We start from the raw sequence: 14,194 nt of genomic DNA on the forward strand, positions 1-14,194 counted from the left end.
CCGACAGCTCCGGAACCATGTTGAAGCCAATCCTTGCTGGACCGGAGGATGGCGGGGTCCACTCCGCCTCGACGCGTTTGAGCCGATCTCGACGCGTTTGAGGCCGACCGCGCTGCGATTTTGACTCCAAAAGTAGCCGCTCACATATTTTTTCTTTTTATGGCCGCCGCCGCAACCTCGCCCATAGCCGCTTCGAAGGCCGGCCACGGCGGCGTGTCGGCCTGATGCAGCAGGCGGGAACCATCGGGCATGCTTGGCTATTAGATACAGGCGGCTGCTGGTCTGCCGAGCCAGGAGCCATTGCTTATGATCATCGATCCCCCACCGAAAAGCGCCATCCCGGCATCAGTTCCGTCGGTCGATCCAAAAGCCGCCCCGACGCCTCGCAATGCCGAAGCGGAGGTCTTTTATATCGAAGCGATCCGCGAGCTTGTCGCGACCGGCATCCCCTTTCTCGTCGCCGGCACCTATGCCGTAAGCGCCTATACCGGGATCACCCGCCCGACCAAGGATCTGGACATTTTCTGCAAGGCCGGCGACTGCGCGCGCATCCTCGCCCATTTCAAGCAGATCGGCTACGCCGTCGTGGTCGAGGACGACCGGTGGCTGGGCAAAGTGTTCAAGGGCACGCATTTTTTCGACGTCATCTTCACCTCGATGAACGGCACAATGCCTGTCGACGACCAGTGGCTGGAGCATGCTCGCCAGGCCGAATTGCTGGGCAGCCAGGTGCGGATCATCGGCCCAACCGAGCTTATCTGGTCCAAATGCTTCATCCAGGATCGCGGCCGCCACGATGGGGCCGACGTCGCGCATACCATCCTCAAAGCGCACGACCAGATCGACTGGCAAAGGCTGCTTTCCTACATGGAAGTCCATTGGGAAGTTCTGCTGATGCATCTCTTGAACTTCCGATGGATCTATCCGACGGAGCGCGACCGGGTGCCCGCGTGGCTGCTCGACGAACTGCTTGACCGGCTGGCCAAGCAGCGCGAATTGCCGCCTTCCCGGATGCGGATCTGCCGCGGGCGCATGCTTTCACGAACCGACTATGAGATCGACGTCAAGCAATGGGGCTTTGCCGACGTCGGCGGTGAAGGAGAATATAGCGATGGCTGACGGGCTCGAATCTGCTTCGGCAAAGGCGGAAAATGGCGGCACTCTCAAGGTCGCCGCAATCGGCGATCTGCATGTCGGCAAGGAGGACCAGGCCTCGTACCGCGACCTTTTCGGCGAGATGTCGCGTGAAGCCCAGGTTCTCGTGCTGACGGGCGACCTTACCAATCTCGGCAAGCCTAGGGAGGCCGAAATCCTTGCCGAGGAACTGCGTGCCTGCACGATCCCGGTCGTCGCCGTACTTGGCAACCACGACTATGAGTCAGGCGCCGTCGAGCAGGTTACCGATATTCTGCGCCAGGCGGGCGTTCACCTCCTCGACGGCGAGGCGACGGAGATTCATGAGGTCGGGTTCGTGGGGGTCAAGGGTTTCGTTGGCGGTTTTGGATCGCGCATGCTCGGCTCCTTCGGCGAACCGGCCATCAAGTCGATGGTGGCGGAAAGCGTGAACGAAGCGATGCGGCTTGAAAACGCTATGCGGCAGGTCCGCGCCAAACGCACGCTTGTCGTCCTGCACTACGCGCCTGTCGTCGAGACGGTCGAAGGCGAGCCGCTGGAGATCTTCCCGTTTCTCGGTTCGTCACGTCTGGCCGAGACGATAGACCGGTTCCAGGTCAGCGCAGTTGTGCATGGTCATGCGCATCGCGGCGCTTACGAGGGCCGCACGCCGGGCGGGGCGTCGGTCTATAACGTTGCCATGCATGTCGCCAAGCCGACCGGCCGCCCCTACGCCATGCTCGAAATCTGACAGGCGGCGCCACTGGCGCAGGCAATCGCAGTACACACTGCAGAACGATCACGGCAATTGCCGGCTAAAAAGCCGTCCGCTTCGGTGGAATGTCGTTTTCATCCGGGTTGGGAACGGGGTCCTCGTCGGGGAGCCTGTCGGGGTCCGGCTCACGCACGGGCTTGGGATCGGGAATAGGAGGCGGTGGCACCGGCGTCGGTGTCGGCTCGGGTGTGGGGATAGTGGCCATCGTAATCATCTCCTCTTGGCGCAGAACAACGCAACAGGTCGGCTGGTTCCCGGCTTGCCCGTTTTTGGAAAACCACACCGTCGCACTTGCCGGTCAGCCCATTTCGGGATTCGGCTGGCTGCCACCCGACTTGCTTGACCGCAGCAGCAGCGCCAGCGGAACCAGCAGGGCGGTTGCCACCGCGCAGTAGCGGAAGACATCGACATAGGCGAGCAGCGTGGCCTGGCGGGCGATCAACTGACCAAGCCAGCCGATCGCATGCTGCTTCGCCTCGACCATCGGCGAACCCTGGGCGACGAAATGCTCAGTCGCCTGCCGAAGCGCCTGCTGATAGGCGGGCGACGATTGCGCGGTGTGGCCGACCAGATTCGATTGATGGATCTGGGAGCTTTGCGAAATGACGGTGTTGGACAGCGAGACGCCGATGCTGCCGCCGATATTGCGTGCAACGTTGATCAGCGCCGACGCCTGGTTGGTCTTCTGCGGGGGCAGGCCGACATAGGCCGCGGTTGAAATGGGAATGAACAGGAACGGCAGCCCGACCATCAGGAAAACACGGGCAAAGGCAAAGAAGCGGAAGCTGGCGTCCGGAGTAAGCGAGGTCATGTGCCAAAGGGCCACTGCGACCACCGACATGCCCATCATGATCAGATATTTGGGCTGCACGATGCTGCCTACAAATCCGGACACCGGCATCAAGATCAGCATGGCGATGCCGCCCGGCATCATCGAAAGGCCCGAGAGCGTCGCGGTGTAGGCAAATGTCGTCTGCTGCAGCTGCGGCACGATCTGGGTGGTGCTGAACAGGATAGCACCGACTGCCATCATGACCAGGAACGCCGTGCCGAACTGGCGCGTGAACAATAGGTGCATGTCGACGACCGGATCGCTGCGACTGATTTCCCATGGGATAAGCAGCAGGAACGCGATCGCGGAAATCACTGCGAAAGTGGTGATGAAATTCGAGGCGAACCAATCGTAGCGCTGGCCCCGGTCGAGAAAGATCTCCAGGCACCCCAAGGCTATCGCCACCAGGACGAAACCGACCCCATCGATCTTCAGGCCGCCTTTCAGCCGTTCCTTGCGTTCGCGTTCGAGTACGTCCGGTTCGACCAAGAGCCACTGCACCAGCGCCAGCGACAGGATGCCGAACGGCACGTTGATGAAGAAGATCCAGTGCCAGGAGAAATGGTCCGTCAGCCAGCCGCCGATCGTCGGCCCGACCGTCGGTGCGACGATGACCGCAATGCCGTAAAGCGCGAAGGCCTGCGAGCGCTTTTCTGGCGGGAACGTATCGGCAAGGATCGATTGCTCGCTTGGCGCCATGCCGCCGCCGCCGAGTCCCTGAAGGACCCTGAACAGGATGAGCAGTTCCAGGTTGGGCGCCAGTCCGCACAGCAGCGACGCGACGGTGAAGGTCGCAACGCAGAGCATGTAGTAGCGCTTGCGGCCGATGACGTTTGCCAGCCAGCCGCTGACCGGGATGATTACCGAGTTGGCAACGAGATAGGTGGTAATCACCCAGGTGCTTTCGTCCATTCCGGCCGCCAGGCTGCCGGCGATATTGCGCAGGGCGACATTGGCGATCGAGGTGTCCAGCACCAGCATGAAAGTGGCGATGGAGACGACGACGGCGATAAGCCAGGGATTGTGCGTCCCGGCGGCGGATCGGCTTTCGCCCTGATTTCTGGCGGTTTCGCCGTTCATCGCACCTTGACCGTCGGCACCACCGACAGGCCGGGACCGAGAAGCACATCCGGCGGCTTGTCGAAGACGATCTTGACCGGCACGCGCTGCACCACCTTGACGTAATTGCCGGTGGCATTTTCAGCCGGCAGGAGGCTGAAGGCGGTGCCGCTGCCGGCCTGGATGCTGTCGACGCGGCCATGGAAGGACTTGTCCGGGTAGGCGTCGATGTCGATGTCGACCGGCTGTCCCTGCCGCATCAGATCGAGCTGCGTCTCCTTGAAGTTGGCCTTCACCCAGACCTCGTCGGGAACGAACATCATCAATACCTGGCCGGGTTGGGCGTAGGTGCCGTTCGCGGCGGAAATGCTCGTTGCGCGCCCGGCTGCGGGTGCTGTGATAGTCGTGCGCGACAGCGTCGTGCGAGCTTGCTCCTGGCTGGCCTTGGCCTGCTCGAGCTGCGCCTCGGCGCTCCTGGCCTGTGCCTGCAAGACCGAAACCTGGCTTTTTGCCGAGGCGACATTGGCCTCGGCGCTGTCCAGCGCGGCCTGGTCCTGACGCAACGTCGATGCCGCCTGCTGCGCCTGCTGCTGCGTTGCCGTGCCCCTGGCCAGGAGTTCGCGGTTGCGTTGATCCTCGGCCTTGGCGAAATCCAGCGCCGCCTTGGCCTGGGCAACCTGCCTCTGGGCAGCGTTCACCTTTGCGTTTTGAGCCTCGACCTGGGCGGTGACATTGACGATTGCGGCCTCGGCCGCAGCGACGCCGGCATCGGCCTGCTTCAGGTTTGCCTGATAGTCGCTGTCATCGATACGCAGGAGGACATCGCCGGCCTGTACATGCTGATTGTCGGTAACCGCCAGCTCGGTAACGCGGCCGGCTATTTGCGCGCCGATCGTCACCGTGCGCGCGTCTATGAAGGCGTCGTCGGTCGATTCGTACTGGCGAGCGTTCAGCCACCAGATCGCGATGCCTGCCGCGACGAGCAACAGCGCAAGTGCTATGGCTGCGGCCGCATAGGGATGGCGCCTGGGAAAGCCGAGCAGACCGGCCTTTCGTTGCGAGGCATTCCCGTCGGGCTGTTCCTGCCGGGGCTCTGCCGATCGCCCACGAGATTCTCGCACCCGGGCCGGTTGCTCCCGAGTTTCATTTACAGGCTCGACGTCTTGTTCGACGCTTTGAGGCTTCGTGTCCAACGGAATTGCTTTCAAGACTGATATTGCAGCCGCCGAAGCGGACGCAAAGCCAAACGGCAAGCTTCCGCAAAAGTTCCTGTCCGGAACGGGGTGGTCGGGTTAACGGGTCGACATCGAACCCACCGAGCGGTGCCGGCGCGTTCGAACTAGAGCGCCGTTTCACCGGGCAGGTGATTCATATGCTTCATGTTGCGGCGGTCCGGCCTTGTCAGCGCTCCACGGCGCGATAATTGCTCATAAAGGCGTGGGCAAATTCACCTGTCGACAGGAGCCGACCATGAAACATCAAACACTCGACCAACTGCAAGCCGTCGCGGAAGTTGAGTCCTTCGCGGCGTATCCGGCGATGACTCGAAACCAACGGATTGAACGTTGGGCGGAACTTCTCGAACAAAACCCGACGCGATGCCTTGGGGCGCTTCCAGGCACCGAATATATGAACAGGGAAGCGCGCGACAGATCGCGTGGTGCTGGAACGCCGCTCACCGTCGCCTTCGAGGATCCGGTTCTGCGTGCCATGGGGCTGAAGGACGATACCTACGGTGAGGCAAAGCGCTTCTTCGAACTGAGCGATCGGCAGTTGCACCAAATCGTTTGCCATTGCCATGTCGGTGCTACGATGCAAGCGCGATGGGCCGCTGCCAGGGTGCGCGGGATAGTCCGCGGCAACAGATTTGTTGCCTGGTTGAAGGGATTGATCGCGCATTGACGCGGTACGAGGAACGGCGGAACACGCGTTCTTTCCGCGCCGTGGAGAGCGCTTCCGAACTTGGAAGGGCACGTGCCACGTCGGGCCGCGCAGATTGTGAAAGTCCTCGACGCTTGGCTGCGCCTTGTCGCGGCCATGCGTCCGTTTTGATGCGAGAATTTGAGTTGGCCCGCCGCAAGTGAGAGCCGTCGTCCGACCGGCGTCCGAGCGCAGTCGAGGCAGGTGCGATCTGGCTAGGATGGACCCGCGACCCTTTGACGTGGCTAACGATCGATTTCTCCGAACACGATGTCGAGCGAGCCGATGATCGCGGCGACATCGGCGATCATATGGCCTCGGGACAGGAAATCCATCGCCTGCAGGTGGGCGAACGAAGGTGCGCGGATCTTGCATCGGTAGGGAACATTGCCTCCGTCCGAAACGAGGTAGACGCCGAACTCGCCCTTCGGCGCCTCGACGGCGGCGTAGACTTCACCGCTCGGCACGCGAATGCCTTCGGTGTAGAGTTTGAAATGGTGGATCGTCGCTTCCATCGAGCGCTTCATCGTGGCACGCGGCGGCGGCGTGATCTTGTGGTTCGGGATCGCGACCGGTCCCTGGCCTTCGGGTGAGCGCAACTTTTCCAGGCATTGCCGCATGATCCGGACCGACTGGCGCATTTCCTCCATGCGTACAAGATAGCGGTCGTAGCAGTCGCCATGCTTGCCGACCGGAATATCGAAATCCATCTCCGAATAGCATTCGTATGGCTGCGCCTTGCGCAGATCCCAGGATGCCCCCGATCCGCGCACCATCACGCCGGAAAAGCCCCAGGCCCAGGCATCATCGAGGCCGATCACGCCGACATCGACATTGCGCTGCTTGAAGATGCGGTTCTCGGTCAACAGCTCTTCGAGATTGTCGCAGACCTTGAGGAAGGGATCGCAGAACCTCCAGATGTCGTCGAGGAGTTCCGGCGGCAGATCCTGATGCACGCCGCCGACCCTGAAATAATTCGCGTGCATGCGGGCGCCGGACGCGCGCTCATAAAAGACCATCAGCTTCTCGCGCTCGGCGAAACCCCAGAGCGGCGGCGTCAGCGCGCCGATGTCCATGGCTTGCGTGGTGACGTTGAGGAGGTGCGATAGCAGCCGGCCTATTTCGCAGAAAAGCACGCGAATGAGCTGTCCGCGTTTCGGAACCGATATTTCGAGGAGCTTCTCGGCGGCGAGACAGAATGCATGCTCCTGGTTCATCGGCGCGACGTAGTCGAGCCGGTCGAAATAGGGCAAGGCCTGCAGGTAGTTCTTGTACTCGATGAGCTTTTCGGTGCCGCGATGCAGCAGGCCGATATGGGGATCGGCGCGTTCCACGATCTCGCCGTCGAGTTCGAGCACCAGCCGCAGGACGCCGTGAGCGGAGGGATGTTGTGGCCCGAAATTGATGGTGAAGTTGCGAACTGCAGCCTCGACCATGACAGTCCTCCGCGATCAGGCGGGCTTTGGTTCCGTGCCGGAGCCGGCTTGTCCGCTTTCAGCCGCTCACGTCGTCGTCTGGATGATCAGCGTCAGCGTGCCGTCGCCGTCGATATTGGCCGCCACGACCTGCGTGGAATTAAGCCCATTCGCCGCCAGTGCCGATGCCGCCTGCGGCGATGCGTCGATCGAACTTTGCAGGATGCGCAAATCCTCGGCGCTGGTCTGGGTGACGACGGCCTCCGCCTGTGCCTTGATGTCAGGAGGCAGATCCTCCATCGCCACGATTGTCACTGCGGTGAAATTCTGGGCGGAGAACGCATCCTCCGGTGTAGCCTGGTCGGGAGTGGTCCCTTGGGGCGTGGCTTGCTCTGGCAAGGTTTGCGGCGCCGTCGGCGGCACAGGGGCAAGCTCTGGTCCCACGGATTGCGCATAGACCGGCGAGGCAAGGGCCAGTGCCGAAAGTGTGGCAATTGTCGTCGATAGGCGCATGGCCGTTCCTTCCGTTTGCTCAGCGGACGATCAATTCGGTGACGACAAAACCATCGTGTCGAAATATGGTTCCGTGACTGAGGTGCTGTCTTGTACTGAGTGCTGTCTGGCCGAAAGCCGTGATTGTCGCGGAGAGCAGGGCGCGAAATCCGGCGTTGCCTGTCTCAGGCAGCGGCGTGGCTGCGATCGGGCTGCGGCCAGCGCTGCAAGGCTTCACGGCCCTGAGCGGTCAGTTCGTAGATCCCGCGATCGGTGCGCGCGAACCAGCGATACACGTTGTGCAGCAGAATCTTGGGTGCGTTCGGCAGGTTGGGCTTCAAGTCACGCGGCCGTTTTGGGCCGTCGGCGAGTGCTGCGGCGCATGCCAGTGCCTGCTGGCGATAAGCGGTCATGATCGGCGCACGTGAGCCGCCGCCGGCGACAGGATCGCCCTGCCGACGCCGATGTTCGTCGATTAGTTTCGAGCGGCGCCGGGGATCCCGACGCGGGGCCAATGCCGTCGGGCTGAGCAGCACCTGAACCTCGCCGTTCGGTCGCACGCCAAGCAGGCCAAAGCCGAGCCGACGGCAGAGATTGCGGTATCTCACATCGCTCTCGCGGCCCTTGCCACGGGCCGACATGCATGCCGCGAGCCAGACCTCGTCGCTCGCCGCCATACGGTCGACGCCCTGGAGGATGAGCTCGAGATTGAACTTCAGCTTCAGCTCGCAGATGACGACGATCGGTGGAGAGTCGGCACTCAGCGCCAGCAGGTCGCAGCCGCCGATCTCGCCCTTGACCATAAATCCCAGGCCTTCGAGGAAGGCCTTGACCGGGCTGTAGAGTGACGTTTCGAGCATGGGCCTTTGTTGGCTGCGAATCATCCCGCCGATCGGCGGGTCAGCGCGATGATCGCTCTTTGCCGTTGAACAGAGGTAAACGACGGGCAAACAAATGGTCAGAGCAGTGCCGCGGCCGCTTGCGAATTTGGTATGCTGGTATAATGTGTACCTGAGGTAGCATGCTCCGCGTAGCTGCGCTGGACATCCGGGCGCCCGAGACACGTCCAGGCATCGTCATTTGAGCGACGGCTCCCCGCGTTTTTACCCGCCAGCCGGCGGCAATGTGCATACAAGTCAATGAGATGACGATCGGTAGGGCCGTCGTTGGAATTCAGGAGTAACGACATATGACAACGATTGCGCTGTTTGGTGCAGGCGGCAAAATGGGTTACCGTCTGGCAACCAATTTTCGCGGATCTTCGTATACGATACGCCATGTCGAGGTCAGCGACGCCGGCCGCGAGCGGCTGAAGTCGGGCCTCGGCATCGATGCCGTCAGCGCCGATGAGGCGCTTGATGGCGCCGATGTGGTGATCCTGGCGGTGCCGGACACGCACATCGGCAAGGTCGCGGCGAGTATCGAGAGCAAGCTTGCGTCAGGCACGATGGTCGTCGTGCTCGACGCCGCGGCACCTTTCGCCGGGCATTTGCCGAAGCGGCCGGATCTGACGTATTTCGTCACCCACCCCTGCCATCCGCCGATCTTCAACGACGAGACCGACATGGCGGCCAAGAAGGACTATTTCGGCGGCGTCAAGGCCAAGCAGCATATGGTCAGCGCCTTGATGCAGGGACCGGAGGAGGATTTCGCCAAGGGTGAGGCGATCGCAAAGATCATCTGGGCGCCGGTCATGCGCTCCCATCGCGTCACTGTCGATCAGATGGCCCTGCTCGAGCCCGGCCTTTCGGAAACGGTATGCGCTTCGCTGCTCGTCGTCATGAAAGAGGCGGTCGACGAGGTGGTGGCGCGCGGGGTCGACAAGCAGGCGGCGCTCGACTTCCTGCTTGGTCATATGAACGTGCTTGGCGCCGTCATCTTCGGCGAGACCAAAGGCGTGTTCTCCGACGCATGCAACAAGGCGATAGAGTTCGGCAAGCCGGTTCTGATGCGCGACGACTGGAAACGGGTGTTCGAGCCGGAGGAGATTGCCGCGAGCATTCAGCGCATCACTTGAGGGCAGTGACGCGTCTTCGGAACATGTCACCTGAAATTGTCATTGACTCATTATACCAGTTGCCTTAGCTGTTCGATGGATCGGACCGTCAAGCTTCGCAGCAGGCTCAGGGGCCAGATGAGTGGGGGGTAGTGGGAAGCGATCCGTCGAAGTGAAGCCGGCAAAGGCTTGTGAATCTGACGCGACCCGCCACCTACGGCCGGCTAGCGAAATCGAATGCATATAGCCTTGGGACAAGGCGCGGATTTTCAACGGGAGGAATACATGAAACTGACACGCAGAATGACGCTTGCGGCTTTCGCCGGCATGCTGGCGCTTGGCACCGCCGCGCCCGCCTATGCGGCGGATTTGATCGCCATCATCACGCCCTCGCATGACAATCCGTTCTTCAAGGCGGAAGCTGTCGGCGCGGAGGCCAAGGCCAAGGAACTCGGCTACGAGGCGTTGGTGCTCGTCCATGACGACGACGCCAACAAGCAGTCCGAATTGATCGATACGGCGATCGGCCGCGGCGCCAAGGCGATCATCCTCGACAATGCCGGTGCCGACGCCACAGTCGCTGCGGTGCAGAAGGCCAAGGACGCAGGCGTTCCTTCCTTCCTGATCGATCGCGAGATCAATGCCACCGGCGTTGCCGTCGCGCAGATCGTCTCCAACAATTATCAGGGCGCCCAGCTCGGCGCGCAGGAATTCGTCAAGCTGATGGGCGAGAAGGGTAATTTCGTCGAGCTCGTCGGCAAAGAATCCGACACCAATGCCGGCATCCGCTCCAAGGGTTACCACGACGTCATCGACGACTATCCGGACCTGAAGATGGTGGCGCAGCAGTCGGCCAATTGGAGCCAGACCGAGGCCTACTCAAAGATGGAATCGATCCTCCAGGCCAATCCGGACATCAAGGGCGTGATCTCCGGCAACGACACGATGGCGATGGGCGCCTATGCGGCACTTGCCGCTGCCGGTCGCAAGGACGTCATCGTCGTCGGCTTCGACGGGTCGAACGACGTGCGCGACTCGATAACTTCCGGCGGCATCAAGGCGACGGTCCTGCAGCCGGCCTTCGCGCAGGCACAGATGGCGGTCGAGCAGGCCAACGACTTCATCAAGAACAAGAAGTCTCCGGCCGAGGAAAAGCAATTGATGGATTGCGTCCTGGTCAATGGCGACAATGCCGCCAAGCTGGAGACATTCGCGCTCACCAACTGAGCCGGCGTAACATCAAGCGCAAGGGACGAGCTCCGGTTCGTCCCTTGCTTCCATTTCGCCCTTGCTTCCATTTCTGGGTGCTCCTGACCACCATGCCGAACGAGCCGACATGTTCAACACGCTGACCCGGCCGATCCTTGTCGTGTCGTTCCTTGCAGCTATAGTCAGCCTGACCGCCTGCAAGATCCTGCCGACGCCGTCAGCGGAAAACGGCGGCCCTGGCTCGGCGTTCAATCCCGACAAGATGGTCGAGGACATCTGGGCGGCGAAAGTGGTACCCTATCTGCAGCAGAAGGCCGGCCAGTTTCCCGAGGTTCATGCTTTGGCGAAGACCGATCCCGCCGCTGCCGGTGCCAAATACGGCAATCCGAAAAAGCAGGCGAATTCGCCGTGGACCTTCGCCGTCCGGCTCGAGGGCAAGGTCGTTGCAGCCAATACACAGTCACGCGCGGCGACAATGGACGTCGATGCCGACGGCGACGGCAAGGCGGATGCGCGGGTGCAGATCGGACCCGCCATGCGCGGCACAGCGCTGCGCGACAGCCTTGACTTCATTCAATTCAACGATTTCACCAACCAGATCGACTTCGCCCAGTTCGGCAAGGCCTTCAACGCCTACGCCGACAAGACCGTGCTTTCCAAGCTGCCGCGCGAGGCACTCGAGGGCCGAAGCGTCAAGATCCTCGGTGCCTATACGCCAGGCAGCGGCCGGGACCTGCCGCTGGTGACGCCGGCGGAGGCAGAGCTCGGGCCGAAGCCATGACCGGCGATCAAGACGTCATCCTGAAGCTGGAGGATGTCTCGAAAGTGTATTCGGGCACCGTCGCGGTCAAACGTGCGAATTTTGAGGTGCGCAAGGGTGCGGTCAACGTGCTGGTCGGCGAAAACGGGGCCGGCAAATCGACGCTGATGAAGATCATCGCCGGCGTCGAGCAGCCGACGCTCGGGCGCATTCTGCTGGACGGCGAGGAGGTCTCCCTCTCGTCATCCGGGGACGCGGTAAATCGCGGCATCGGCATGGTGTTCCAGGAGCTCAACCTGTTCGGCAATCTGACCGTCGCCGAAAATATTTTTGCCACCCGCGAGATCACCAACCGCTTCCGCAAAATCGACCGCAAAGAGCAGGAGCGCCGCGCGGCGGAATTTCTTGAACGCCTGGAGGCTGGCATCCGGCCGGACATGCTGGTCGAGGATCTGCGCATCGGCCAGCAGCAGCTGGTCGAGATCGCCAAGGCGGTTTCGCTCGATGCGCGCATCCTGATCATGGACGAGCCGACCTCGGCGCTCAGCGCGGCGGAAGTCGAGATCCTGTTCAAGGTGATTGCCGACCTCAAGGCGCGCGGCGTGGCAATCGTCTACATCTCGCATCGGCTCGAGGAATTGATCCGCATCGGCGACACCATCACGGTGCTGCGCGACGGGCGCATCACCGGCCAGGCGGAGATGAAAGACGTCGACACCCAGTGGATCGTGCGGCAGATGATCGGCTCGGACGCCAAGGACTTCGCCAAGGCCGACGGCCATGTGCCGGGCGAAGAGATATTCCGCGCCGAGGACATTTGCCTACCGCGCGTCACCGGCGGGCTTGCGGTCGACCACGTCTCGCTGTCGCTGCGCGCTGGCGAGATCCTTGGCATCTACGGCCTGATGGGCGCCGGACGCAGCGAGCTGTTCGATTGCATCATGGGCCGCCACGGCCATTCGACCGGCGCGATATTCATTGCCGGCAAAAAGGTGCGCGAGCGCGACACGACACGGCGCATCCGGCGCGGGCTGGCGCTGATCCCCGAAGACCGCCAACGCGAAGGGCTGGTGTCGATCCTCTCCGTCGCCAGCAATCTGACTCTGGCCAGCCTGTCGCGGTTCGTGCGCCTGTTCCACATTCGTGGTGCCGCCGAACGACAGGCGGTGACCCAGACGGTGCGCGAACTGGCCATCAAGGTCGCCGATCCGACGCAGGAAGTCTCGTCGCTGTCGGGCGGCAACCAGCAGAAGGTGGTGATCGGCAAGGCGCTGCTCACCGGACCGAAGGTGCTGCTGATGGACGAGCCGAGCCGCGGCATCGACGTCGGCGCCAAGGCCGACGTTTTCCGCACCATGCGCAAGCTGTCGCGCGACGGTCTGGGGATCCTGTTTGCCACCTCCGATCTCGACGAAGTGATGGCGTTGTCCGACCGTATCGCAGTGATGAGCAATGGAAAATTGACCGGTATCTTCGATCGCGCGGAGGCGACTGAGGCCGCGCTCGTCGCTGCCTCGGCCCTCGGCCACGGCCCGGTCCCGCACGGAGAGCAAGGCGCATGACTGACATTCCAGCCAAGGCGGTGGTCAACTCCATTTCGAGCGGCTCGGTCCTGCTGACGCTGATGAAGGCGAGGACGTTCATCGCGCTGATCGCCGTGCTGTTATTCTTCTCGATAGCTGCCCCTAATTTCCTATCGGCCGCCAATCTTATCCTGATGTCGAAGCACGTGGCGTTGAACGCATTCCTCGCAATGGGCATGACCTTCGTCATCATCACCGGCGGCATCGACCTGTCGGTCGGCTCGATCGTCGGCCTGTGCGGCATGGTGGCCGGCTATCTCGTGCTCAACGGCGTCGACCTGCAGGTCGGCTACACCATCTATTTCAACGTCTTCGAGATCGCGCTGATCACGCTTGCCGTCGGCATATTGATCGGCGCCGTCAACGGCTTGCTGATCACCAGGCTTAACGTTGCGCCGTTCATAGCCACGCTCGGCGTGCTCTATGTCGCACGCGGCCTGGCACTGCTGTCGTCCGACGGGCGCACCTTCCCCAATCTCGTCGGCAAGCCGGAGCTCGGCACCACGGGGTTCGGCTTCCTCGGCGCCGGCCGGCTGCTTGGCTTGCCGGTTTCGATATGGATATTGGTCGTCGTCGCACTGGGGGCGGCCTATCTCGCCAGATACACTCCGCTCGGCCGCCATATCTTCGCCGTTGGCGGCAATGAGCGGGCGGCGCGGATTTCGGGCGTCCGCGTCAACATGGTGAAGATGTTCGTCTACATGTTTTCCGGGTTCTGCGCGGCGATCGTCGGGCTGATCATCTCGTCCGAACTGATGGCCTCGCATCCGGCGACCGGAGAGAGCTTCGAACTCAACGCCATTGCCGCGGCAGTGCTCGGCGGCACCTCGATGTCGGGCGGACGCGGCACCATCGGCGGCACCATTGTCGGCGCCTTCGTAATCGGCATCCTTTCGGACGGGCTGGTGATGATGGGGGTGAGCTCGTTCTGGCAAATGGTAATCAAGGGCCTCGTCATCATCGTAGCCGTTGTCGTCGACCAAGCCCAGCGCCGGCTGCAGAGCCGTGTCACGCTGATGCAGATGGCAAAGGCCGGCTGA

General features: G+C 62.1%; 14 protein-coding genes. 8 read left to right on the top strand and 6 right to left on the bottom strand.

Features of this window, described 5'->3' with window-relative positions:
- The first annotated feature begins 306 nt into the window (after positions 1 to 306).
- Complete coding sequence (locus tag NKJ12_RS12130; protein WP_254817010.1) at positions 307 to 1,119, top strand: nucleotidyltransferase family protein; 813 nt, start codon at positions 307 to 309, stop codon at positions 1,117 to 1,119.
- Positions 1,112 to 1,864 carry a metallophosphoesterase family protein gene (locus tag NKJ12_RS12135; protein ID WP_352478321.1) on the top strand — a complete coding sequence of 251 codons (753 nt, stop codon included), beginning with the start codon at positions 1,112 to 1,114 and terminating at the stop codon, positions 1,862 to 1,864. The genes NKJ12_RS12130 and NKJ12_RS12135 overlap by 8 nt, the downstream gene beginning before the upstream one ends.
- Positions 1,865 to 1,928: 64 nt before the next feature.
- Here the strand turns inward: NKJ12_RS12135 and NKJ12_RS12140 are convergent, their stop codons facing one another.
- From NKJ12_RS12140 to NKJ12_RS12150, 3 genes are all read right to left on the bottom strand, one after another.
- Complete coding sequence (locus NKJ12_RS12140; protein ID WP_352478323.1) at positions 1,929 to 2,093, bottom strand: hypothetical protein; 165 nt, start codon at positions 2,091 to 2,093, stop codon at positions 1,929 to 1,931.
- Between the two features lie 93 nt (positions 2,094 to 2,186).
- Entirely contained in the window at positions 2,187 to 3,800 is a 1,614-nt protein-coding gene (locus tag NKJ12_RS12145; RefSeq protein WP_352506286.1) for a DHA2 family efflux MFS transporter permease subunit, read from the bottom strand.
- Complete coding sequence (locus NKJ12_RS12150; RefSeq protein WP_352506285.1) at positions 3,797 to 4,900, bottom strand: HlyD family secretion protein; 1,104 nt, start codon at positions 4,898 to 4,900, stop codon at positions 3,797 to 3,799. Before NKJ12_RS12150 ends, NKJ12_RS12145 begins: the two co-directional genes overlap by 4 nt.
- A gap of 349 nt (positions 4,901 to 5,249) precedes the next feature.
- Here NKJ12_RS12150 and NKJ12_RS12155 point away from each other — a divergent pair, with 349 nt between their 5' ends.
- Positions 5,250 to 5,681 (top strand): hypothetical protein, encoded by a 432-nt coding sequence (locus tag NKJ12_RS12155; protein WP_254817079.1) that lies wholly within the window; start codon positions 5,250 to 5,252, stop codon positions 5,679 to 5,681.
- A gap of 263 nt (positions 5,682 to 5,944) precedes the next feature.
- Here NKJ12_RS12155 and NKJ12_RS12160 read toward each other — a convergent pair whose 3' ends face one another.
- From NKJ12_RS12160 to NKJ12_RS12170, 3 genes are all read right to left on the bottom strand, one after another.
- Entirely contained in the window at positions 5,945 to 7,135 is a 1,191-nt protein-coding gene (locus NKJ12_RS12160; RefSeq protein ID WP_352506284.1) for an NADH-quinone oxidoreductase subunit D, read from the bottom strand.
- A gap of 66 nt (positions 7,136 to 7,201) precedes the next feature.
- Positions 7,202 to 7,627 (bottom strand): hypothetical protein, encoded by a 426-nt coding sequence (locus NKJ12_RS12165; RefSeq protein WP_352506283.1) that lies wholly within the window; start codon positions 7,625 to 7,627, stop codon positions 7,202 to 7,204.
- A 164-nt stretch (positions 7,628 to 7,791) separates the two neighbouring features.
- A complete protein-coding gene (locus tag NKJ12_RS12170) occupies positions 7,792 to 8,466 on the bottom strand; it encodes a DUF2161 domain-containing phosphodiesterase (RefSeq protein ID WP_352478434.1) in 675 nt (224 codons plus the stop codon).
- A 329-nt stretch (positions 8,467 to 8,795) separates the two neighbouring features.
- Here NKJ12_RS12170 and NKJ12_RS12175 point away from each other — a divergent pair, with 329 nt between their 5' ends.
- From NKJ12_RS12175 to NKJ12_RS12195, 5 genes are all read left to right on the top strand, one after another.
- Positions 8,796 to 9,623, top strand: a complete 828-nt coding sequence (locus NKJ12_RS12175; RefSeq protein ID WP_352506281.1) for a phosphogluconate dehydrogenase C-terminal domain-containing protein — start codon at positions 8,796 to 8,798, stop codon at positions 9,621 to 9,623.
- Between the two features lie 264 nt (positions 9,624 to 9,887).
- On the top strand, positions 9,888 to 10,829 hold the full coding sequence (locus NKJ12_RS12180) for a D-ribose ABC transporter substrate-binding protein (protein ID WP_023675475.1): 942 nt from the start codon (positions 9,888 to 9,890) through the stop codon (positions 10,827 to 10,829).
- Positions 10,830 to 10,938: 109 nt separating this feature from the next.
- Positions 10,939 to 11,592 (top strand): DUF2291 family protein, encoded by a 654-nt coding sequence (locus tag NKJ12_RS12185; RefSeq protein ID WP_352702870.1) that lies wholly within the window; start codon positions 10,939 to 10,941, stop codon positions 11,590 to 11,592.
- Positions 11,589 to 13,133: a sugar ABC transporter ATP-binding protein gene (locus NKJ12_RS12190; protein ID WP_352702872.1), complete on the top strand. Its 1,545-nt coding sequence runs from the start codon at positions 11,589 to 11,591 to the stop codon at positions 13,131 to 13,133. Before NKJ12_RS12185 ends, NKJ12_RS12190 begins: the two co-directional genes overlap by 4 nt.
- On the top strand, positions 13,130 to 14,194 hold the full coding sequence (locus NKJ12_RS12195; RefSeq protein ID WP_352702875.1) for an ABC transporter permease: 1,065 nt from the start codon (positions 13,130 to 13,132) through the stop codon (positions 14,192 to 14,194). Before NKJ12_RS12190 ends, NKJ12_RS12195 begins: the two co-directional genes overlap by 4 nt.

It is taken from the genome of Mesorhizobium sp. M0195 (assembly GCF_040322115.1).
GTDB lineage: Bacteria > Pseudomonadota > Alphaproteobacteria > Rhizobiales > Rhizobiaceae > Mesorhizobium.